This is a genomic window from Lysinibacillus sp. RC79 (assembly GCF_041262405.1).
In the GTDB taxonomy this organism is placed as follows: domain Bacteria; phylum Bacillota; class Bacilli; order Bacillales_A; family Planococcaceae; genus Lysinibacillus.
The window spans coordinates 97590-119564 of record NZ_JBGCCD010000006.1; the positions used below are offsets into that span (position 1 = coordinate 97590).

The following is a 21975-nucleotide window of genomic DNA, read 5'->3' on the forward strand; positions in this document are numbered from 1 at the left end:
TGAGAAAGGAATGATGCTTTATTGTAAAGGTTTTAATTGACGCTGATGCCTGTCCAGTCGTGGATTTAGCGCTATCTATATCATCTGAGTTTGAGATTGAAACAATCTTGTTTTGCGATACATCCCACCGTATCGAACGTGATAATGTAATAACAATTATGGTTCCAAAGGGTCCGGATTCGGTTGATTTTACGCTAGTGAATGCGCTTTCAAAGCATGATATTGTCATTACACAGGATTACGGTTTAGCAGCTATGGTTTTGGCAAGAGGAGGTTATCCAATCGATCAAAATGGGCGAGAGATGTCCAATGAAAATATCGAACGTTTGCTCGATATGCGCCATGTTGGACAAAAAATAAGACGTGCTGGTGGACGTACGAGAGGACCTAAAAAACGAACACAAGAAAACAATATTTCGTTCGAATTGAAATTTCGACAAATTTGTGAACGAGCGATTTTAGCTCAAAAAATGGAGGGTTCTGAAGGTGAAAAATGAGCTTAAACACGAACTATTAAATCAATTTCCAAGACTAAAAGAACTAGCAAATCATAATACAGTACTTTGGGAAAATACAAATCGAAAAAATCAGGCGAAGACAAATCTTTTTTCAATGGAGGAGGTTGAGGAGGCAGAAGAAACACTTCAACGCTTTTCTTATTATTTAACCGTAGCATTTCCAGAGCTTTTGGAAAGCAAAGGACTTATTGAATCATCTTTACAAGAAATACCTACGATGAAGAAAGTTCTTGAAAAGGAATATGATGTTTTAATACCAGGTCAATTTATCTTAAAATGCGATCATACCTTGCCGATTTCCGGCTCTATTAAAGCCCGTGGTGGTATTTTTGAAGTATTAAGGCATGCAGAGCGGCTTGCAATCGCTAGTGGTAAACTTACAAAAGAGGATAATTATGCAGTGTTGGCAACAGAGGACTTTCAAACATTCTTCCAGCAATACACAATTGCCGTAGGTTCTACAGGTAATTTAGGATTGAGTATCGGCATTATGGGCAAAAAACTCGGCTTTAATGTCGTTGTACATATGTCGAGTGATGCAAAAGAGTGGAAAAAAGCATTGCTGCGTGAAAAAGGTGCGACAGTTATTGAATATGAAGCTGATTATAGCGTTGCTGTAGAACAAGGTCGTCGAGAGGCTGAACAAGATCCTATGTGTCATTTCATTGATGATGAAAATTCGAAAGACTTATTTGCTGGCTATGCAGTGGCGGCAAAGCGTTTAAAAGCTCAGTTTGAAAAGACGAACATTACTGTGGATGAAGCCCATCCATTGTTCGTATATTTGCCGTGTGGTGTAGGTGGAGGACCGGGGGGAGTTGCGTACGGCATACGTGAAATTTTTGGAGAGCATGCCCATATCTTCTTCGCGGAGCCCGTAGCATCCCCTTGTATGACAATTGGCTTGATGACTGGTTTACATGACGCCATCAGTGTAGAAGATATTGGTCTTAATAATAAAACCGAAGCAGACGGCCTTGCTGTAGGTCGTGCATCGAAATTTGTTGGCAAGGTAATGGAAACTTATATTAGTGGCTGCTACACAGTAAAAGATGAGGAATTATTTAAATCACTAGCATTAGCTATGGAGGTAGAAGGATTATTTTTAGAACCATCTGCGCATGCGGGGATGTTTGGACCGATACAGTTAATGAAAAATGGACAAAGTTATTTAGAAAAGCATGATTTAGTTGATAAGATGGAGCAAGCTACCCATCTTGTATGGGCAACAGGTGGAAGTATGGTGCCGGTGGAAATGCGTGAGGAATACATGGCAAAGGTAGTGCAAGTAGCAAGAATTAATGATTAAGGTAGTTAGTTAATGAAAAAACGCAAGAATGCTATTTGGAATCAACATTCTTGCGTTTATTACTTTTAAAAATTTAATCACAAATTTATTTAAAACATCACATCGTGTTTAATTTCAAATATTTATTCATTAGAAGATGAGAGGCAATTGCCAATCAAGAAACCCTTTGTTGAATTTGGTGATGTGTTAATCTATTCATCAGACAGATGCGCTCCTTTGGTGGATGGTTGTGTGAGAGCTTTCATTTTAACCAAAAGAGTGGATTCTGTCTTTTTATTTTGTTTAATGGAAATTATTAGAAGTACTTTTGCTCATTTAGAGTTATTTATATAAATAGTCCAACGCTTGATAATCTTGCTGATAGCGTCCACCGTCCGCTACTTCAGCGTGATATAGAGCTTTTAAAGCATAATTTTTTTGCAAATCCATTTCGGACATTAACTCTTTTAGGCGATCATGTAATTCACGGTTTTCTTTCACAAGTTGCTGCATTTGTGGTTTAAAATATTTCATACTGTCTAACTCCTCAATTTATAACGTGCTTATTAGTATAACACTTTTAGCTTTAGAAAATGCACCCATATTCATAATTCTGGCTGTAAAAGGTTATTCAGGCGATCATGCCGTGAAGTATTTACCTAAATTGCAATTTTACTTAGGTGTATCGTGCTCTTACACAGTCCGACTTTTTCAAATCAGTCAGTGGGGGAGAGGGCTTCATTTGAAGTTTAGGGCTATCCGATATTAAGAATAAAGAGCGCGTGTCATAGCATCTAAATAATTCTGACTAGCTCGTTGACTTACTTTCGCATCTGGCACAAAGACTTCAAAGCAATGGAAGCTACCAGGGTAGAGTTGGAATTCAACATCTACTCCTGCTTGGGCAAGACGTGTCACGTAATCAATGGTTTCATCTCGGAATAAATCGAGTTGACCTATACATGTATAAGTTGGAGGTAATCCTGCTAAGTTATCTGCTCTTGAAGGGACCGCATACGGAGATAGCTCATGGGTGTCCTTTTCCTCACCTAAGTACATACCCCAAGCGGTCAAATTGTTAGTTCTACTCCATATTGCATGATCCTCGGTAATCTCGTAGCTGGAAGGTGTTTCATTTCGGTTATCAAGCATTGGATACAGTGGCATCTGGAATATAATTGAGGGTCCTCCTTTATCGCGAGCCATTAATGCTAGAGCTGCTGTTAGCCCTCCGCCACCACTTGCGCCTGCAATCGCCACCCGTTTGACATCGATGCCAAGGGATGGTGCCTCGGTTGTCATCCATACTAACCCTGCATAACAATCTTCTATAGCCGCCGGGTAGGGATGCTCAGGAGCAAGTCGATAATCAACCGAAACGACAACGCAATTAGCAGTCTGAACAAAGCGTTCACATAAAATATCATCCATATCAGGGTGTCCCATAACGAAACCACCGCCATGAATCCAAAGCATCGCTGGAAGTTGATTAATATTTCGTTCAACTGGTTCATAAATTTTAACCAACATCTCGTTTCCATCACCTCTGGGAATCATACGATTTGATGTGTGTACAAGTTCTGACTTCTCCGAAGGTGGGTTGGACAAGTGACTTCGACTCCACTCTAAATCTTTCTCCAACCGAAAGCCTGGAAATTGGGAGTAAGTCTGTCTTAATTCTGGCAAGACTCGGTTATTGATCGTCATATAAATTCCTCCTGTTAAATAATGATATCTTAAAGAAATGGGTGTCCTTCTAGTGCCATTTCCTTCTCCCATTTGGCAACTTCCTCACGTACAAGAGGAGCAACTTTTGTTCCGAGCAATTCTATAGCTTGCATAACTTGATCATGCGGCATTGTACTTAATGGTACGTACAGCATAAAACGTGTAATCCCTACGTGTTTACGAAGATGGATGATTTTTTCAGCAACTGTATCTGGATCACCTACATATAAAGCCCCTTCCAAACTTCGTGCAGCATCATAGCTAGAGCGATCATAATATCGCCAACCCCGTTCTTTACCCAATCTATTCATGCCCGCCTTTGTTGATGGGAAAAATGTATTCGCTGCCCACTCAGTATTCGGGCCAACAAAACCTATTGAATGAGATCCCACCTGAAGTTTTGATAAATCATGCCCTGCTTGAGCAGCTGCCTTTTTATAGAGCTGTACTATAGGTGCAAACTGCATTGGATTGCCACCAATGATTGCTAGCATAAGTGGTAATCCTAAAAGTCCTGCACGTATGGCAGATTGTTGATTTCCTCCACTACCAACCCATATTGGTAAGGAGTTTTGAATAGGTCTTGGATACACACCTAAATTATTGATTGCTGGTCGATGTCTACCTTCCCATACTACTTTTTCTGACTCTCGAATTTTGAGAAGTAAGTCCAAATGTTCCTCAAATAGTTCATCATAATCATTTAAATTGTAGCCAAACAAGGGGAAGGATTCGATAAAGGAACCACGACCTGCCATAATCTCAGCACGCCCATTTGATAGTCCATCTAATGTGGAAAAATCCTGAAAGACACGTACAGGATCAGCTGAAGATAGAACTGTTACTGCACTTGTAAGCCGAATCTTTTTTGTTTGTGGAGCTGCAGCAGATAGTACCATTGCTGGAGAGGATGCAGCATAATCTTCTCGATGGTGCTCGCCAACACCAAACACATCCAGCCCCACTTGATCTGCAAGAATGATTTCTTCAACCACTTCACGCAAACGTTGTGCATGACTAATCACTTCACCGCTATGAACATCTGGTTTTGTTTCTACAAAAGAGGTAATTCCTATTTCCATTTGTTATCTCTCCTAATCAAATCTAATATTTTGTAAACCGTTTAGTCGTAACCCAAAAAATAAGAGCAAGTGCACTGATTAAAGCTCCGAGGAAACAAACCCCTTCCCAACCAAAGTGTGCATACATCTGTGTAGAAGCAATTGAGCCGCCAGCACTGCCGATGGAATAAAACATCATATATCCAGCAGTAAGTCGACTCCGTGCCTCTGTACGTAATGGAAGAATCATCGTCTGATTAGTGACATGTACTGCCTGTACGGCCAAATCAAGCAACACAATACCTACAATTAATGCCAATAACGACAGTTCTAGATAGTTGATAAACAACCATGAAATGAGTAATAGAACTAAAGCAATACCTGTCGTTCTTTGTCCGTAACCTCGATCGGCCAGTTTCCCGGCCTGTGCTGCAGCTAGTGCACCAGCCACTCCAACGAGACCAAATGCGCCAATTACACTATGTGAAAGAGCTAATGGTGGCGCACTAAGTGGCAGAACAAGTGCAGTCCACAAAATACTGAAATCAGCAAAAATTAGCATGGCTAGAACTGAGCGGATGCGTAATGTTCTTTCTTGTATAAACAGAGTGAACACGGATTTAATTAGCTGATGATAGGGGAGTGATTTTACTTCACGCTCCACCTTTGGTAACACCTTCAGAAACATACAAACCATTACAAGCATGAGGACGGCAGAGACTAGATAGACGGAACGCCATCCTGCAAGGTCTGTTAATAGACCAGCGAAGGTTCGAGCAAGCAGAATGCCGATGACGATCCCGCTTGTAACAATACCAACAACACGTCCACGTTCTGTAGGGGAAGCCATAGTTGCTGCAAACGCCACAAGTGTCTGCGTCACAACTGCAAGTAGACCTACTAAGGCCATACCTGTAAAAAGCACCACGCTAAAAGAAGCAGTACTAACTATAAACAAAGCCGTTGTGGATAATAGCATCTGTCCGATAATCAAGCGTCGTTGGTTTAGTAAATCTCCAAGAGGCACCAGAAGTAATAAGCCCAACCCATAAAAGATCTGCGTGATGGTAATTACAACACCTATTGTCGAGTGATCAATATTAAATTCATTAGACAATTGATCAAGCAACGGCTGTGCGAAATAAATATTGGCGACAGACATTCCACAGGCTGTTGCGAATAATAAAGTTACAGTTCTAGACATAGAAGGTTGTAGATTCATCACAGATGCATCCACTTCTTGCCTCAGATCATTGTCCACACCATATCCTCCGTTCGTTATTGGATTTTAATTATAACATACCGTTCGGTACAATATAATTATTGGTAAATATATCTTAGTGTTGTTTATAATGTCAAGGGTTTATTTGAAATTATTTTACTCCGCATTTACCTAATACAATGAAAATTGACAATAAAAGCAGCTGATTATACAATGTTTACATACTGTTTGGTATTTAAAATTTTAAAGTGACGAACTCAATAACTCTTAAACAATGGAGGTGGATTTTTTATGGCAAGAACCCGTGAATTTGATGAGGAAAAAGTTTTAGAGGCTGCCATGCAGTTATTTTGGGAGAAGGGCTATGAAGCTACTTCTTTAAGTGATCTCACTGCTAGAATGGGGATTCAACGTCCGAGTATTTATTCAACCTTTGGTGATAAGAAGGAACTATTCGAAGCAGCACTTCGTAGATATACGACATCTCGTGCAGCTGATATACGAGCTAGACTTCAAGGTCATACCTCTGTAAAACAGGCATTTGCTATTTTTTTTGAAGAAGTGATTGCTGCTGAATATACGAAAGATCTTAGTAATGGCTGTTTTTGCATCAATACAATGGTTGAAGTAGCTCCTCATGATGAGAGATTTGAAATCTTAACGAGAGAACATCAACTTTATCTAGCTGTCATTTTTCAGGAGACAATTGAACGAGGAATCCAATCGGGTGAGTTAGAGGAAGAAACGGATGCAAAGTCTTTAGCACAGGCTCTAATTGTGGCGTTAATTGGATTAACGGTCATGATGAAATCTCAACCACAAAAATCATTTATTGACAATGCAATCGCAACAACTCTCACATTACTTAAATAAATTTTGTAAACTATTAACATCTTTCAAAAAAAGTGAAATCGACGACGCGATTTCACTTTTTTTACTTCTTCTCGAGACTATTTATGTCCCAGCCTCAATATAAAAAGCCATAATGAAAAGTTTGTTTCGGACCCATTGAAACTAAAGGGATTAAAAGGATTAAATTTATGAAATTAACTCAAATAAATAATCAAACCTCCAAATCCATGCATAGATTTGGAGGTTTAAAACTTTATCCCACATTAACTAGCAGTAAAATGTAGGATAACTACTCATATAAGCAAGATTGGTTAAGACAAATCATCGGTGGAGATGAAGAAGATCTCGCTGATTAAAGTTTCACTTTATCGTGGCATTGTTTTCGCTGAGCGGTTAAAAATACTTCCTGTGCTGCCCGCACACCTGCACCTGGCTCAAAGTCATATTCAAAGTCTTGAAGTGCTGCTTCCATTAAAGAAACAGCCTGTAAAATATCACTTGGGAAACAATAGCCCATATGTCCGAATCTGAAAATTTTCCCCTGCAAATCCCCGAGTCCTCCAGCGAAATCTAAATGATATTGCTGCTTTAAATGTGACAAGAAGTCACCGAGTGCAATCCCTTTTGGTGCCATAATCGCTGTAATGGTCGGAGAAGCATGCTCATCAGAAGTAAGAAGTTCAATATTAAGGGCATTCATTGCATGACGAACCATGTTTTTCAATAGCTCATGGCGGGCAACAGTCTTTTCAAAGCCTCCTTCTTCCTCTATAAGTTTACAAACCTCGTGGAGTCCATAAATAAGTGTTACAGTAGGCGTGTTTGGCGTCATCCCTTTTTCTGCCCAGTTACGATAGCTTAATAAGTTTAAATAATAGGATGGTGTATTATTTTCTTCAATAACGTGCCAAGCTCTATCACTAACGCTGACAAGAGAAAGACCTGGAGGTAGCATCATCGATTTTTGAGATCCAGTAACAAGAATATCGATTCCCCAGGCATCCATTTCAGCAGGAGCCCCACCTATGCAACTTACACCATCTACAATACATAGTGCATCCGTTTCCTCACGAACAACTTGTGCTAATTCAGCAATTGGGTTTAGGATACCAGTCGAAGTTTCATTGTATGTGATAAAAACAGCTTTAATATCTTTCAACGGCTGCAAGAATTTTCGTAACTCCTTAGCTGTGCATGCTTGTCCCCATTCTTTTTCAAGCTTATGTACATGAAAGCCGTATTTCTCACAAATCGAAACAAAATAGTCTCCGAACGCGCCAACAGTAATTACAACAACATTTTCGCCAGCAGAAACAGTGTTAACCGCCGCAGCCTCTAAAGCAGCCGTACCACCTGATGGAAGGAGTAAAATATCCTGTTTTGTCCCGAAGACAGGTTTTACTAATTCAATTGTTTCACGGTAAAGCTCCACAAATTCATTACTGCGATGACTAATAATATCGCGATTCATCGCAAGCTGAACCTTTTTCGGAATAGGCGTTGGTCCTGGATGTCTTAAAATATTTTCATACACAATCATCAAACCCCTTTGTAATTAAAAATTAGAAATTCTAAATTTTCTAACTATAATATAGCATATTTTTTCTGCTATCTAACTTCTTTTTCAAAGAGAGTAGAAAATACAACGAATAGTTCCTAATTTTTATATGATAAAATTTTTATATAAAGGAAGGCTGAGTTATGGAATCGAAAGTAAATTATCCATTTATTTATTTTTTGTTGGAATCAAACATGGTTTTTGTCTATAGAATTAGAACACTTAATTATCTAAACGCATCGGATTTGATAGATAGTAATGAATGGGAGGCATATGAATTACAGCATCAAACTCTATTTGAAACATTCAACCATGAAGATAGTAAATCAATTGAGGATTTGAGGTTCTGGCTAGAACACGATAAATTAAACGACATAGTAGAAATTATAAATGACTGCATTCAGAAACAGCGTTCTGTAGACCGACGATTAACAACGCAGGCAGTTCATATTGTGAGCTCTGAATCTGCTGCTGGTTCAGTGAGAGTAGCGCTTGCACCACCTAAACATGTGATTGGATTCCCTGATTGCTTCTCAATTGGACCATTGTGGAAGCTAGAGGAGAAAAGAGGTCAAACATTCCGAAATAATTGGTTATTTGAAAATATTAATGATGGACAGGAAGATGTTTATCAAAATAAGTTTACAAATACTTTGCGTGAAATAGAAGATATTTCTAATCATGTTCCGATCTATATTTGGTATGGTAATAATGCCGATGAACAATGTGGGCTTCGTTTTTTCCTCTATTTATTGCGAGATAAATCAAATGAGATTTTTCTTATTAATACAACAGAACATAGTAATGCCAATTGTGCGACAAGTCATCTTAGTTCACAGCAATTAGCACAGCTTTTTATGAACATAAAAGAAAAAAGACCATTAACTATCCAGGACCGTCGAATTTTCCAAAATGAATGGGAAACATTATCGCAAACTAACGATATTCTGCGCTTATGGATTAATAATGAAATAAAAGGGGTTCCAGAAAATTATTTTGATTCACTTATTATAGAGACGATAGAAAGGCTACATAATGAACAAACAACAAAAGATTTTATCAAGACAGGGGCAGTGATTACGGAACTCTTACCTTTAATAGAAGAGCTTCCTAGTGTCTTCTTTTTAGAATGTAGAATAAGATTTTTAGTTTATAGTGGGGTACTTGCATTAAAAGGTATTCCTAAGTCTATGAGACACTATAGTGTTAAAATTACGTGAATAACTAGAAAACCTCTTACACCTTTTAAAGGTGTGAAGAGGTTTTTGTACTTGCATATGTATTATGCAACGAAAGGTTTATTCATTTTTATTAAGCCGTATATAAAATAGAATAGTCCGAATGTAATGAACGATAAAATAATATAAAGTACAGCTCTCCCAGGCTCACCAGACCAACGATAAAAAAGGCGATATGTGAAATACATAACATAAATACAAATACCAAAGGAAGCGAATATACCTATAAATGGAATGATGAATGATACAAGTAATAATCCACCATAAATTAAAACATTCTTTAAGGCTTCGGCACGAACGGTTGCGTCATCATCACCCTTTGCTGTTAATAAGAAAAGGCTATAAACGTTAATAATAGGAATCCAAGCAACATAGGCAAGATCATCAAAGCCATTTGTTTTAGATGCCTGATAATAAATAAGTGAACTAATAATATAGCCTGCAATACCCATCACAAGACAAAATAAAATAATGATAAGTAACAAACTACTAAAAAATGCATCAAAATCATTAGAATTATACATTGGAAAACCTCCTTTCAAAAAAATACTTCATAATAATAACAATACTAAAGTTTTAAATCTATAGCGGTAAATATTGGTAGTTGTAGGTAATCGTACAAATATACCATTTTTATGAAATATTTGTATAGTTTTCATGATGTTTTTTTGATATAAGGTTGATCGAATTGTAAAAATAAACTTGGGATTATTGGTAATGTAGTGGTGAAGAATCATTTTATGAAAATTTTTCTATTCTAGATTTTACTAATACTGTAATGGAAGTACTGGAGAGTACATCATATGCTGAAATTAAGTTATTAATGTATGGATGTAGCTTGTATTAACGGAGTAAATGGATAGCACTTAAATTATAGAATGGTGAATAACGTGAGTTGAAGCAGAGGGTAGAACATATAGCATAGGTGTATAAGTTCAAAACCTCTTTAACCTATTAGAAGGTTTAAAGAGGTTTTTGTACTTGCATATGTATTATGCAACGAAAGGTTTATTCATTTTCATTAAGCCGTAGATATAAAAGAAAAGTCCGAATGTAATGAACGATAAAATGATATAAAGTACAGCTTTCCCAGTTTCACCAGTCCAACGATAGAAGAGGCGATATGTGAAATACAAAGTAAAGCCAATAAGACCTAATGAAGCAATAATACCTAGAAAAGGAATAAATGAAACAAGTATTAATCCAACGTAAATAAGAACATTCTTTTTCGTTGCTGCACGAACAGTTGCGTTATCTTCACCCTTTGCCGTTAATAAGAAAAAGCTATAAACGTTAATAATTGGAATCCAAGCAATATAAGCTAAATCGCTAAAACCATTTATTTTAGATGCCTTATAATAAATGAGTGAATTAATAACATAGCTTGCAATACTCAACACAAGGCAAATTAACATAATAATGAGAAATAAACTACCGAAGGCCGCATCGAAATCATCGTAATAATAAGAATCGTACATAAGATAACCCCCTTTCTATGAAAATTCTTCATAATAATAACAATACTAAAGTCATAAATCTACAGTTAATAATATCCGGTATTTATTGTTAATAATATTTTAGTGCTATTTTGTTAGATATAAATATTATATTTATGGTGATTTTTGATAAAAGAATGATTGAATTAAAAAATGGGATTGGCAAACTAGTAAATTTATTTCTTTAACATTGGAATCAACTAATCCGTGCTTGAACAAGACTGTTTAGTAAATCTATAAGAAATCTCCTTGATCAATCTTTGAGAATTAATATAAAAATGTAAAAAATAATATACTTAGTAATATTGTTATAATGGTTTTGGGAATTATTGTTTTTTATTAAGTGATAGAATAATGAGATAGGGGAGTTTGTGTTGCTAATTATTTTTTTGGTATTGATAGTTTTAAGCTTTTACCTCATGGAAAAAAATTATCGGAAAAGTGTCTATTATAAACAGACAAAAAATAATTTCTTTGCAGTTAAACTCAATATAGGGAGAAATGGTGAGTACTTAACATCGAAAATTATTGAGAGGCATGCCTTACAAAGTCATAGGCAATTAATAAATGTATATATTCCAAAGAGAAATTCAGATGAATTAACGGAAATTGATTTGCTTTATATTGATCGAACTGGTCTATATGTAATTGAGTCAAAAAACTATAGTGGTTGGATTTTTGGCAATGAAACACAACAGCAATGGACACAAACGATGCCGAATAAGAAAAAATATAAATTTTTCAATCCAATCCGTCAAAATGCTACGCATATCCGTGCAATTCAAGCTTTCTTAGAACTTCCAAATGAAGCAATTCATTCAGTCATTGTCTTTAGTGAACGCTGTACATTGAAAAAAGTGGGAGTAACTTCCCAAAATGTTCATGTTATAAAACGCGAGAATTTAAGGAGTTTTATCCAAACACAAAAGCAAACTGCAAAACAGCTTTTCTCTCAAGACGATATTCAAACAATTTACAATAAGCTTGTGCCTCAAATGCAAGTATCCAATGAAATCAAAAAGCAACATATTCAAACGATTCAGCAGAAATACGGGAAATAATCGTCTGATCAATTATGCCTCGGCATAATTGCGTACGGAATCGGCTTTGTGCTCGCACAAAGAACTCCTTTCCGATTTCCGTGACATCCGCCGGAGGCTTTAACTTATTTCAGCGGATGTTTGTACACCCGCTGAAATAAGTTAAAAGGGGAAAATAGACATGCCAGTATACAATAAATTAGTACGTGATTTAATTCCACAAGTAATTGAAGCAAGGGGTAAAACATGTAGCATAAGAGTATTAGAACAAGGAGAACACTTAGAGGAAATAAAAGTGAAAATGCAAGAAGAAGCTATAGAATTTCTAGAGGCAGCCTCTCCAAAAGAGGCCATTGAGGAACTTGCAGATATTTTAGAATTAATACATACAGCTATACAAATGTACGACGTGTCCTACGAACAATTAGAACAAAAACGTACTCAAAAGTGGAAGGAACGCGGAGGATTTTCGAAAGGAATATATTTAATTGAGGTGAAGGAGTAGGAGGAAACGGAGTGTAATTATTTCAAGCGTTGTCACGTTTGATAATCCTATTATTTCAAGATATAGTTCTAATTACAGATACAGTAAGGAGGAAAGCATATGGCAGAAATTAAATATGAAATTGTTGAAACAATTGCGGTATTATCGGAAGGCAATAAAGGCTGGAAAAAAGAATTGAATTTAATTAGCTGGAATGGTCGTGAACCGAAATACGATATTAGAGATTGGTCGGAGGATCACACAAAGATGGGGAAGGGTGTTACGTTGTCACTGTCTGAAATACAGCTTTTGAAAGAGTCATTAGCTAAATTGTCAGACTTAGATTAATGTACAGAGCTACTCTTTAAAGCTAATTACGTAAGCCTGATTTAAATGGTCGATTCATACTCATGAAGTGATAGGTATAATAGCCTTCTTCATCTGACTAACGATACAGGTGGAAAAAACATAAGTAGCGATTTTTAATTTTCTGAAGATTTTCCATAGAATATATCTCGTAAAATTGTTAGACTAACAATAGCAACAATTCATAAAGCAGGTGGCGGCTGAACTCCCTTTTGAAAGGGGGTGAGGCGGTTGACAGTATTTGAAGCATTCAGTTTAACTTCTTTCAGCGTGTGTCCAAGCACTCGCTGAAAGAAGTTAAAGCCTCCGGCCGGATGTCACGGAATCGGCAAGGAGTTCTTAGGGGATGTTAGCCTAAAACCATTGCATCCATGCGATAACGGCTAACTGACCTGCATCGTGCAGGCCTAAGCACAAAGCCGATTCCCGACGCAATTATGCCGAGGCATAATTGATTGTACAGTGTAGTCTTTTGCTAATTGCAGTACTGACACTGATGTTTAGCATTATTGTCTCTCAAAATAAAAAGAAATAGCCACCCTGCCGGCTAAGTAAGGTGACTATTTCTACAACTTTAACTTGGTCAGCCGCTATGGTTGCGGCATGATTGTTGCTTTGACTGGATGTTAACGCATCCAGTCTTTTTTATTCTATATTTAGTGTATCATATTTATTCTAAAAAGAACATTTTGTAAAGTCTTTATCTCTCGATTAAATGAATTTTGCGATGTCATTTAGCGCTAAACGAGAAGAGCCGTAAGCTGGTGATGCTGCTTTTCCGATGGCGATTAAGACAATCGGCACTAGATTATCTGTTAATTCAAAGCGCTGCGCAAAAGCCTCTTTATTGAAGCCACCCATTGTAACCGTATCATAGCCCATATCCTTTGCTAAAAGCATGATTTGCATGGAAATTAAGCCCGCATCAAAGGTAGCTATATTTTTAAGAACTTCTTTAGGAAGGTTTGAATAAATCTTTAATGAATTTTCAATCATCATATTTTTTGTTGCTTCATCCATATAGCCAAGCTCGAAGTTTTTTGTATAGACTTCCTCTACATGATTGTACATTTTAGTATCACCTAATACCGCAATGATGGCAGACGCAGTTTCTACTTGCTCCTGGTTATTAGCAATTAAACGTAGTTCTTTTTTTACTGCCTCATCTTGGATCACTAAAAAGCGCCAAGGTTGTAAATTACTTGATGATGGAGCGGTTGTTGCCTCTACAAGTAATTCCTCTAATTCAGCTTGAGGAATTTTAAAATTTGCCTCATACTTACGAACAGATTTACGATCGTGCATTACATTATTTATATAACTTTTAGTTGTAGTCATCGTTAAAAAAATCTCCTTTGTATTTATGATATTTTACTATACGATATACTTTTTAAAATTCCAAGTAAATTGCTCGAATTAGATTGGTTTGCCTTGTTACTTAAATTTAAATGCTTCGAAGTTAATGCTTATATCTTTATTGCGGGATTTCAATTGCTTGGCAAAATGTTTTAGCATTTTTTCAGGGCCGCACATAAAAATACTTGTTTGCGCTGGTACTGAAAAGTTTTCAAATGAAAGCCTGTCCATTTGAGTAGTATCAATAAAGTTCACTCTGAATTGTTGATTAGATTTTGCATACTCCTGTAAAAATTCTTTATAAATAGCATTGTCTTGACCTTGATAAGTGTAAAATAATTCAATATCACGATTGATGGCCTGTGATTGCAAATAAGATAAAAAAGGAGTAATGCCTATACCACCTGCTATCCAAACTTGTTGTTGTGTGCCATTTTCAAAGTTTAAATGACCATAAGGACCATCAAGTGTGACTGGTGTATTTAGTTGAACTGAATCATATACTTTTTTTGTGAAATCACCAAGTGCCTTAATAGAGACAAATACTTTTTTTCCGTCGCCACCTGAAATTGAAAAGGGATGAGGCGCCTTTTCTATGCCATCCTGCAAAATCTTGATAAAAATAAATTGTCCATGACGATATGGTATTTTTTTATCAAGTGTTAGCTCCAGTTCAATAACATTGGAGCCCAATTTTTTGATTCCTGTAATGTTGCCTTTATATTTAAAAAACATATCCTGATACATCGTCAACATATATAATGCTGACATAAATCCAATAGTCGCAGTTATTGCGGTAAAAATGCCTAAAGGTGTAGGCTGTAATAAATCGTATCTGCTTGAAAAATAGGCATGATAAATTCCAAATGTATAAGGGATAAGCAATAACCGATGAAAGATCCGCCAGTGCTCATATTTTAGAAATTTAGCCAAAAGCGCAATCAAAATTAGTGCTATGAAACCATATTGGCCAAGTGATCCCAGTTCTTTCGCAAATTCGCTGAGTGAAGTTCTTTGTACTTTATCCCAGTGGGGGACCAGACCTTGTAATTGCCCATGAATAACCACTAATGCTAGTGAAAGTATTGCTAAATATTTATGATAAAAATAAACATTTTCTAGACCATGGAACCAACGCTCAAAAATTTTCATTCTTGTTGCTAACAAAAATACAAGAAAGAAGCCTGTAATGGCCATGCCTCCAATGATGTGACTGAGCCTGTTAACTGCCTGGATAGGCTCTATAGGTGTAGCAAAATACCACAGTAAAGCGCTACTACTCATTATTAGTATGATAAACAAAATTCCTTTGATAGATTTCATAAATAACCTCCAATATTCATTTTTATCTCTAATCATCTTACATATACAATGAGAACCTGAAATGTTTCTGATATTTTTAATTTTATATGAGAGATTTTGTGAGTAGGTATAAAAAAGGGATTGTGTGTTCGGAATATACGTTCCCTTTTGCGCTGGAGTGTGTTAAATTAAGAAGGGTGAAAATATAGAGACATAAGGAGCAAATAATGCAAGGGAATACACATATTATCGGGGGCATCACGGCTAGCCTTGCTTTTGCACAAATTTCTAATGATAATCCGCTTGTTTTAGTAGGAGCAGGCGTTATCGGTGCATTACTTCCAGATATTTGTCATGGAGGTAGTAAAATCGGAAGGAAATTTCCTATCATATCAAAAACTGTAAATTCGCTGTTTGGACATCGTTCCTTTACACATAGTTTGCTTTTTTTATTTTTGGTTGGGGTGCTCCTACATACATTTATACCTTACGAATCCATTTCGCTAGGTATTTTATTAGGGATGGCAAGTCATGTTTTACTTGATATGGGGACGAAAAAAGGTGTTAAGCTGTTTTACCCAATATCCATTTCAGTGCGTCTACCCCTTACTACAAAAACGGGCAGTAAAGCTGAAAAGATAGTGTTTATGTTGTTAACGATGCTTTCAGTCTTTTTTAGCTATGAAATGATTGTTAAGCTTATTGATACCGTATAAGCAAAGAGACTCAGTAAGAGAGTGAAATGCTCCCCATTAGTTAGACAGGTAAAAATCTGTTTACTAAGGGGAGCATTTTTTCTAATCGTATTAATAATTACAAGTTAAAACAACGGTTTTAGTCACCCTGTACCTCTTCTACCGTTTGTTCTACTTCTGTTCGTGACATTTTTTCACGACCTTCTTGCATTGCCTTCAATGTTTTGTGGGCTAATGCAAGTGGTAATCGACAGAATAATAATACCGCTCGTTTATTAATATCTTTCATATAAAGATCAGCTTTCGCAAGATTTTCCTCTGCGTATGCAAATAAATCTTCGCGTGTCCAGCCATCAGGAACGAAACTTACTCCGCGCTCGTCCATATCCTCATGCTGATTGCGTAAAATATTGACTGCTTGGAGACCTCGGCCATAGCCAATCGCTAAATCGCGATCTGTTTGAATGTCTGCACCCCATGCCCAAAGCTCGGACAGCATTGTCCCAACAAGCCCTGCAACATAGTATGTATAATCATCTAAATCCTCTCGCGTATGCACCTGCCAGTTTGCTTTTGCCCATTTTGCCATCCCAAACGCCATTTCACTCGTTGAAGCTTGGACAATTTTACGTGAGCCCTCAGGACAAAACGTTAGCCAATCTGTTAAACGAAGAGATACTTCAGGTAGCTGATCTGCATATGGCGCTAATAATGCTTCATAGGCTTCAGCATTGAATGGTTCCTTTAATAACTCGCTTGTTACATTAAGCAAATCGAATTTTACATCATTGGGAAGGTTTTCATGGTCCTCAATTTCATCTATAGCACGCATTGCTAAATATGCGGCTGCCACTGACAATTTTAAATCATTTTTTAAAAAAGTAATCGGTATATAAAAAGTGCGACTAGTTTCCTTTAAAACTTGCATCGCTTCTTTATAAAGTTTCTTTTGATCTTTCACTTGTATTCCTCCGTTCAAATGGTAACACCTCTATAGTATATCGTATCGTAAAAGTGATGAAAGATAAAACAGATTGTTCAATTTATAATCAACTATTTTCAAATGGTATAGATTAAGACAAAGAGAATGTAGATAACGCGGTTGCAATTTTTATAGGTAGGGACGGACACAGCAATAGCAAAATTGATTTCGATAAGCGAGCTAGTAAATGATGGTGGATATCAGCTAGAATTGCAAAAGAAGTGATAATGCATCGAGTGTCATTGCATTTTCACTTCTTTTGTTTTTATAGTAGAATAATGTTAAAGTTATAAAAATGCGACGAAAATCGCGTGATTAATAGAAAAAATTTGATATTTTTCGTCTTTTTTTCATGAAAGTTTGCTAAGTTATTGCACATTTATTTCAACAGCGTTAAAGTTTAGGAAGGACAAAGATACAACTTCACTTTTCGAGTAATTGCTGCTGACGCTTCGCTTTCGCGCAGTAAACAATTGTAGCTGTTGATTTGCTTTCGGTACTGAAATACAATACATCGGATTTTGGCACAATAACTCATTGCAAAATCCGTGATATTTGTGGAGGCATGAACGTTATTCAACTGGCTTCTAAACGCCTCTTGAATACAAGCAAAATCTAGTATATATCTCACCATTTGAAATAGAGATTGTACGTAAAGTCAAAGGAGAATGGTATGCCAAAGGCTATAGGTATTGATGCAGGCGGAACATTGACAAAAGTTGCTTATTTAGATGAGCATAATGAGCTCGTTTTAACAACTTTCCCGTCAAATGATTTGCTAGCTGTGCAGAATTGGATTATTAATCATCCAGATATTGAGGATATTGGTGTTACGGGAGGGCGTACAGAACAATTACTGGATGTCATCAAAACAATGAAATCGATTCATTATATAGTAGAGTTTGAAGCCACATTGAAGGGCGTTCGATTTTTGTTGCATAAAGAGGGTTACTTCTTTGAGCGAAGTATGATTACTAATATTGGTACTGGTACTTCAATTCATTATATGGAAGATAATACGCATGTTCGTGTTGGTGGGACAGGCGTTGGTGGTGGAACATTGATTGGATTGTCAGCGCTTACAACTGGCATCACGGATTATAATAAAATAAGAGAACTGGCCTCTAAAGGTAATCGAGAAGAAATTGATTTACTAGTAAAGGATATTTATCAAGGGATGGACACACCTATTGATGGGCAATTGACAGCTAGTAATTTTGGGAAAGTTGGTATTACAGAGTCTGTAAAACATCCAACAGAAGATATTATTGCAACTGTACAAGGGCTTGTAGGTGAGGTTATTACTACACTTAGTATTCAATATGCTGAAGAAAAAAATGCACAACATATCGTTTATATCGGTTCAACTTTAAGTAATAATGATCATCTTACACGTGTTATTGCCAATTACACACGTACGAAAAAACATACACCAGTCTTTATAAATGACCACGGTTTTTCAGGTGCAGTCGGTGCATTATTAAATATAACTGAATATACAATTGTCTAACTACAATGTACATTACTAATGAGATTTATCAAGACTTAGTATTAAAAAAGTGAAATAAATTAAAGGACATAACATATTATATATGACTAATATGTTATGTCCTTTGTTATTCAATTAACATACCCCATTAGAAAAAGCATTCCTGCTTATAACAGAAATGCAATCTTTTTTTAACAATTATTTTTCTTTTATATAAGAAACCTGTTCCATTTTCTTGTGGTACAAATCCCTTTTAGCTGACAGATTTTCTACCATATTTTATTCTTCCGTAGTTCGCAACTTCTTGGACTAATCTGCGCCGTTAGTTCAATATGTAGATTTGAAAGAAAGTTGCGATGTTTATAAGAAAGTTGCGAAGCTTTCCCCCTTAGATATGATTGTCTAAAGGGGTGTTTTTATGTCTAAAAGAAAAAGAGCATCTAAAATTGAAAAGTGGATTAAAGAAGGTCGCACAGGTACTGGTTCAGAATATAAACCATGGCTAAAGATTCAAGATGTATCTTCGTTAGGTAGATCTACTCGCTTGAAAGGAATAAAAACAAACAGGCAGCATGAGTTTTTATCAGATTTAGAACGAAACTACTTTTATATAACTGAATTTTCTGATTTTTTTATTGATATTCGTGAGCAATTCCCTTTATTACCATTGGAAGAAACACTTGTTATTGCAGATGAGTTAGGTATTAAACATCCTACTGATCCTAAAACAGGAGAACCGATTGTGATGACAACGGATTTTTTATTAACGATTAGTAATGGACAAAGCGTATTTGAAGTAGCTCATACAATTAAAATGAAGGATGAATTATTAAAAGAGCGTATACTTGAAAAGTTTGAGATTGAACGTGAGTATTGGCATCGAAAAGAAATTGTTTGGGGCATTGTAACAGAAGAAGAAATACCTAAAACAATGGCAAGAAACATCAGTTATATCCACGATTACTATGACATTCGAGATTATGATGTATTTCGTGAAATTAATGTGCAGTATATTGAAGATTTATCGATTTCTTTAATGCAAAGACTATTAGGCACTAATGAAAGCATCCGTAAAATCACAAATGAATTTGATAGAGACACGCATTTACCTTTTGGAAGTGCTGTAACGTTGTTTTATCATTTATTATCTCGGAAAATCATCATCATAGATATGATTGAACCTTTAAATTTGGAAAAGCCAATCACCATCAATGGGAACAAATTTTAACATAACATTTATGCAGTATTTATTACTTGGCACATGAATTAAAAAATTGTCATACTATTAATAGTCGTGTGACTAAAAAGATAGGATAAATATTGACTTCTTAGGATTTTTACATGATATATTATTTAATTAAATTTGTTTAGGAATAACTACGGTGAAACGTACAATTAATGATAGAGGTCTTTTATATGTTTATTCTGACAGCCCATGTGGAGTGCATAGTATTGATAGAGAAGAAATAGTCTCATATTAAAGGCTTAGGAGGTTTTTGAGTAAAAATTGAAGTGTGTTTTGTGTTCCCTCAGACTAATTATTTTGGGGGAAGTTTTCTTTAGGCGGCCGAACAAATACGCAGAACTATGGATATTTGTGTTAAAGTTCGGGTTCTGCGCATAGGTTATTTGAGTTATAAGACAATTGGTTTTTTAGAAAATTAGATAGATTAATGATTCAAAACTTCAGGAACTAGAGGAGTTGATGATGCTTTCGAATCTCATACAGTGTTTATTCAATACTCATTTTTATAATTATCTGCCATATTTAAATCTCTATATGAAACTTAAAAAATTTGTTCTGCTACCAATTCTGAAAGAGTTTTAATTCCATAGTCAATTTCATTTAAGGATGCATAAGAATAAGAAATTCTTAAATATTGATTAGAGTGAAACTCATACAAATCTCCAGGGTGAACAAGTATTTTCCGACTTAAGGCTTTAGTAAAAAGCTGGTACATGGACATACCTTCATTTAACTTAAGCCAGATGAAATATCCGCCCCTAGGGATATTCCATGTACCGATGCCGGTAAAATATTTCTTTAATGCTTCAAGAGCAACATCTCTTCGGATCTTAACATTTTTCCTCATTATATCGTTATGCTGATAATAAAGACCACTAGAGAATAGTTCTGTGGTTACATTCTGGGAGAGTGAGCTGGTTCCATAATCAGTTTGCATTTTTATATCTGCCAATCTTTCAATGACTTTTTCTGATCCAACAATCCATCCAATCCTGAGACCAGGACTTAAATTCTTCGATATTCCACCAATATATAATACAAGTCCATTGTTATCAAATGCCTTTATTGGCTGTGGAGGTTGTTCATCAAACCAAAGCTCCCTATATACATCATCCTCGATAATAGGCAAACGTTCCCTATCACACGCATCAACAAGCGTTTTTCTTCTTTCAAGTGACATGACACTCCCGGTAGGATTTTGAAAAGTAGGTATTGTAAAAAGCATTGCTCCTTTTCTCCGCCTATGTCGATCAACCAATTCTTTTATTTCTATACCTTCTTCATCCAGCTTAATTCCCGAAAGCTGCATTCCGAACGATTGAAAGGTTCTAAGAGAGTATAGGTAGGATGGCTTTTCAACATATACTACTGAGTTCGTGTGCAAAAGGCCAAGGGAAATAAGCTGCAGTGCCTGCGAAACACCAGAGGTAATCAAAACTGAGGATGGATCAGCTCCTATTCCTATTGTTTTAAGGTATGTGCATACCTCTCTTCTTAGATGGATATTTCCGTTTGGTTCTTCATAACCCAGCGATGCCATAGACTTAGACAGTTTTTTTAGTACGCCCTGAATCATTTTGTTAGGTATTAATTCAGGGGAAGGTTCGCAGGAGCCCATTCGGATGATATCAGGTTGGAATTCAGCCTGATTGATCTGCTGCATTATTTTTTGATTTGTTTGATGTAATCCCGAAGATATATAGGGAAGCCAATTATATGAATGATTAATGGACATTAATGTCCATGTATTGTTTATTACTTTTGTACCTCCACCAGCATTACCGCTAATAATGCCTTCAGCTGCCAGCTCTTCAAGGGCAGATACTACGGTACTTCTGTTTACACAGAAAATTTCAGAAAGTGTCCGCTGACTTGGCAATTTGAAACCAACTGGCCATTCTCCAGTTGCTATTTTATCTTTTATGAAGTTAACAATCTGTATATTCAATCGATCAGGATTATTTCTATCAGGTCTCCAGTTGATATCCAACATAAAATTCCTCCAAAATCATAGTGCTTTTACAATATCATTTGGTTGGTTAAATAACAACCAA

At 36.2% G+C, this 21975-nt stretch carries 21 protein-coding genes; 10 read left to right on the forward strand and 11 right to left on the reverse strand.

Features of this window, described 5'->3' with window-relative positions:
* Nucleotides 1-20 precede the first annotated feature (20 nt).
* Complete coding sequence (locus ABH968_RS08145) at nucleotides 21-497, forward strand: YaiI/YqxD family protein (protein WP_370043661.1); 477 nt, start codon at nucleotides 21-23, stop codon at nucleotides 495-497.
* Nucleotides 487-1827: a D-serine ammonia-lyase gene (locus ABH968_RS08150; RefSeq protein ID WP_370043524.1), complete on the forward strand. Its 1341-nt coding sequence runs from the start codon at nucleotides 487-489 to the stop codon at nucleotides 1825-1827. The genes ABH968_RS08145 and ABH968_RS08150 overlap by 11 nt, the downstream gene beginning before the upstream one ends.
* 321 nt (nucleotides 1828-2148) lie before the next feature.
* Here the strand turns inward: ABH968_RS08150 and ABH968_RS08155 are convergent, their stop codons facing one another.
* From ABH968_RS08155 to ABH968_RS08170, 4 genes are all read right to left on the reverse strand, one after another.
* Nucleotides 2149-2340, reverse strand: a complete 192-nt coding sequence (locus ABH968_RS08155; RefSeq protein ID WP_049666523.1) for a hypothetical protein — start codon at nucleotides 2338-2340, stop codon at nucleotides 2149-2151.
* A gap of 231 nt (nucleotides 2341-2571) precedes the next feature.
* Nucleotides 2572-3513 carry an alpha/beta hydrolase gene (locus tag ABH968_RS08160; protein WP_370043525.1) on the reverse strand — a complete coding sequence of 314 codons (942 nt, stop codon included), beginning with the start codon at nucleotides 3511-3513 and terminating at the stop codon, nucleotides 2572-2574.
* Between the two features lie 29 nt (nucleotides 3514-3542).
* On the reverse strand, nucleotides 3543-4616 hold the full coding sequence (locus ABH968_RS08165; RefSeq protein WP_370043526.1) for an LLM class flavin-dependent oxidoreductase: 1074 nt from the start codon (nucleotides 4614-4616) through the stop codon (nucleotides 3543-3545).
* 22 nt (nucleotides 4617-4638) lie between these two features.
* Nucleotides 4639-5817: an MFS transporter gene (locus ABH968_RS08170; RefSeq protein ID WP_370043662.1), complete on the reverse strand. Its 1179-nt coding sequence runs from the start codon at nucleotides 5815-5817 to the stop codon at nucleotides 4639-4641.
* A gap of 291 nt (nucleotides 5818-6108) precedes the next feature.
* Here ABH968_RS08170 and ABH968_RS08175 point away from each other — a divergent pair, with 291 nt between their 5' ends.
* Nucleotides 6109-6690 carry a TetR/AcrR family transcriptional regulator gene (locus ABH968_RS08175; RefSeq protein WP_370043527.1) on the forward strand — a complete coding sequence of 194 codons (582 nt, stop codon included), beginning with the start codon at nucleotides 6109-6111 and terminating at the stop codon, nucleotides 6688-6690.
* Between the two features lie 331 nt (nucleotides 6691-7021).
* Here the strand turns inward: ABH968_RS08175 and ABH968_RS08180 are convergent, their stop codons facing one another.
* Nucleotides 7022-8203, reverse strand: coding sequence for a pyridoxal-phosphate-dependent aminotransferase family protein (locus ABH968_RS08180; protein ID WP_370043528.1), 1182 nt, complete (start codon nucleotides 8201-8203; stop codon nucleotides 7022-7024).
* 167 nt (nucleotides 8204-8370) lie between these two features.
* Here ABH968_RS08180 and ABH968_RS08185 point away from each other — a divergent pair, with 167 nt between their 5' ends.
* Nucleotides 8371-9447, forward strand: coding sequence for a DUF1835 domain-containing protein (locus tag ABH968_RS08185; protein ID WP_370043529.1), 1077 nt, complete (start codon nucleotides 8371-8373; stop codon nucleotides 9445-9447).
* Between the two features lie 62 nt (nucleotides 9448-9509).
* Here ABH968_RS08185 and ABH968_RS08190 read toward each other — a convergent pair whose 3' ends face one another.
* Together ABH968_RS08190 and ABH968_RS08195 are read right to left on the reverse strand one after the other, a co-directional pair.
* Nucleotides 9510-9989: a hypothetical protein gene (locus ABH968_RS08190; protein ID WP_370043530.1), complete on the reverse strand. Its 480-nt coding sequence runs from the start codon at nucleotides 9987-9989 to the stop codon at nucleotides 9510-9512.
* Between the two features lie 468 nt (nucleotides 9990-10457).
* Nucleotides 10458-10943: a hypothetical protein gene (locus ABH968_RS08195; protein WP_370043531.1), complete on the reverse strand. Its 486-nt coding sequence runs from the start codon at nucleotides 10941-10943 to the stop codon at nucleotides 10458-10460.
* A 392-nt stretch (nucleotides 10944-11335) separates the two neighbouring features.
* Here ABH968_RS08195 and ABH968_RS08200 point away from each other — a divergent pair, with 392 nt between their 5' ends.
* From ABH968_RS08200 to ABH968_RS08210, 3 genes are all read left to right on the forward strand, one after another.
* Nucleotides 11336-12022, forward strand: a complete 687-nt coding sequence (locus ABH968_RS08200; protein ID WP_370043532.1) for an NERD domain-containing protein — start codon at nucleotides 11336-11338, stop codon at nucleotides 12020-12022.
* Between the two features lie 160 nt (nucleotides 12023-12182).
* Complete coding sequence (locus ABH968_RS08205; RefSeq protein ID WP_370043534.1) at nucleotides 12183-12506, forward strand: pyrophosphohydrolase domain-containing protein; 324 nt, start codon at nucleotides 12183-12185, stop codon at nucleotides 12504-12506.
* Between the two features lie 99 nt (nucleotides 12507-12605).
* Nucleotides 12606-12833 carry a YdbC family protein gene (locus ABH968_RS08210; RefSeq protein ID WP_370043535.1) on the forward strand — a complete coding sequence of 76 codons (228 nt, stop codon included), beginning with the start codon at nucleotides 12606-12608 and terminating at the stop codon, nucleotides 12831-12833.
* 729 nt (nucleotides 12834-13562) lie between these two features.
* Here the strand turns inward: ABH968_RS08210 and ABH968_RS08215 are convergent.
* Both ABH968_RS08215 and ABH968_RS08220 read right to left on the reverse strand, forming a co-directional pair.
* The gene (locus ABH968_RS08215; RefSeq protein ID WP_370043536.1) at nucleotides 13563-14189 is read right to left on the reverse strand and encodes a nitroreductase family protein; all 627 of its coding nucleotides are present in this window, start codon (nucleotides 14187-14189) and stop codon (nucleotides 13563-13565) included.
* A 96-nt stretch (nucleotides 14190-14285) separates the two neighbouring features.
* Nucleotides 14286-15530 (reverse strand): ferredoxin reductase family protein, encoded by a 1245-nt coding sequence (locus tag ABH968_RS08220; RefSeq protein ID WP_370043537.1) that lies wholly within the window; start codon nucleotides 15528-15530, stop codon nucleotides 14286-14288.
* A 206-nt stretch (nucleotides 15531-15736) separates the two neighbouring features.
* Here ABH968_RS08220 and ABH968_RS08225 point away from each other — a divergent pair, with 206 nt between their 5' ends.
* Entirely contained in the window at nucleotides 15737-16225 is a 489-nt protein-coding gene (locus ABH968_RS08225; RefSeq protein WP_370043538.1) for a metal-dependent hydrolase, read from the forward strand.
* A gap of 118 nt (nucleotides 16226-16343) precedes the next feature.
* Here ABH968_RS08225 and ABH968_RS08230 read toward each other — a convergent pair whose 3' ends face one another.
* Complete coding sequence (locus ABH968_RS08230) at nucleotides 16344-17165, reverse strand: squalene/phytoene synthase family protein (protein ID WP_370043539.1); 822 nt, start codon at nucleotides 17163-17165, stop codon at nucleotides 16344-16346.
* 694 nt (nucleotides 17166-17859) lie between these two features.
* On the opposite strand from ABH968_RS08230, the gene coaW reads away from it, so the two are divergent.
* A complete protein-coding gene (gene coaW, locus ABH968_RS08235; protein ID WP_370043540.1) occupies nucleotides 17860-18696 on the forward strand; it encodes a type II pantothenate kinase in 837 nt (278 codons plus the stop codon).
* A gap of 397 nt (nucleotides 18697-19093) precedes the next feature.
* Nucleotides 19094-19903, forward strand: a complete 810-nt coding sequence (locus tag ABH968_RS08240) for a TnsA endonuclease N-terminal domain-containing protein (RefSeq protein ID WP_370043541.1) — start codon at nucleotides 19094-19096, stop codon at nucleotides 19901-19903.
* 559 nt (nucleotides 19904-20462) lie between these two features.
* On the opposite strand, the gene ABH968_RS08245 is transcribed toward ABH968_RS08240, so the two are convergent.
* Nucleotides 20463-21914, reverse strand: a complete 1452-nt coding sequence (locus tag ABH968_RS08245) for an aminotransferase-like domain-containing protein (protein WP_370043542.1) — start codon at nucleotides 21912-21914, stop codon at nucleotides 20463-20465.
* Nucleotides 21915-21975 lie beyond the last annotated feature (61 nt).

Excerpts from the sequence above, each read along its gene's own strand:
- ABH968_RS08245 (WP_370043542.1), bottom strand. The coding sequence starts at position 21,914 with ATGTTGGATATCAACTGGAGACCTGATAGAAATAATCCTGATCGATTG.
- coaW (WP_370043540.1), top strand. The coding sequence starts at position 17,860 with ATGCCAAAGGCTATAGGTATTGATGCAGGCGGAACATTGACAAAAGTT.
- ABH968_RS08190 (WP_370043530.1), bottom strand. The coding sequence starts at position 9,989 with ATGTATAATTCTAATGATTTTGATGCATTTTTTAGTAGTTTGTTACTT.
- ABH968_RS08165 (WP_370043526.1), bottom strand. The coding sequence starts at position 4,616 with ATGGAAATAGGAATTACCTCTTTTGTAGAAACAAAACCAGATGTTCAT.
- ABH968_RS08210 (WP_370043535.1), top strand. The coding sequence starts at position 12,606 with ATGGCAGAAATTAAATATGAAATTGTTGAAACAATTGCGGTATTATCG.
- ABH968_RS08240 (WP_370043541.1), top strand. The coding sequence starts at position 19,094 with ATGTCTAAAAGAAAAAGAGCATCTAAAATTGAAAAGTGGATTAAAGAA.
- ABH968_RS08185 (WP_370043529.1), top strand. The coding sequence starts at position 8,371 with ATGGAATCGAAAGTAAATTATCCATTTATTTATTTTTTGTTGGAATCA.
- ABH968_RS08160 (WP_370043525.1), bottom strand. The coding sequence starts at position 3,513 with ATGACGATCAATAACCGAGTCTTGCCAGAATTAAGACAGACTTACTCC.
- ABH968_RS08195 (WP_370043531.1), bottom strand. The coding sequence starts at position 10,943 with ATGTACGATTCTTATTATTACGATGATTTCGATGCGGCCTTCGGTAGT.
- ABH968_RS08175 (WP_370043527.1), top strand. The coding sequence starts at position 6,109 with ATGGCAAGAACCCGTGAATTTGATGAGGAAAAAGTTTTAGAGGCTGCC.
- ABH968_RS08220 (WP_370043537.1), bottom strand. The coding sequence starts at position 15,530 with ATGAAATCTATCAAAGGAATTTTGTTTATCATACTAATAATGAGTAGT.
- ABH968_RS08155 (WP_049666523.1), bottom strand. The coding sequence starts at position 2,340 with ATGAAATATTTTAAACCACAAATGCAGCAACTTGTGAAAGAAAACCGT.
- ABH968_RS08170 (WP_370043662.1), bottom strand. The coding sequence starts at position 5,817 with ATGAATCTACAACCTTCTATGTCTAGAACTGTAACTTTATTATTCGCA.
- ABH968_RS08225 (WP_370043538.1), top strand. The coding sequence starts at position 15,737 with ATGCAAGGGAATACACATATTATCGGGGGCATCACGGCTAGCCTTGCT.
- ABH968_RS08205 (WP_370043534.1), top strand. The coding sequence starts at position 12,183 with ATGCCAGTATACAATAAATTAGTACGTGATTTAATTCCACAAGTAATT.
- ABH968_RS08215 (WP_370043536.1), bottom strand. The coding sequence starts at position 14,189 with ATGACTACAACTAAAAGTTATATAAATAATGTAATGCACGATCGTAAA.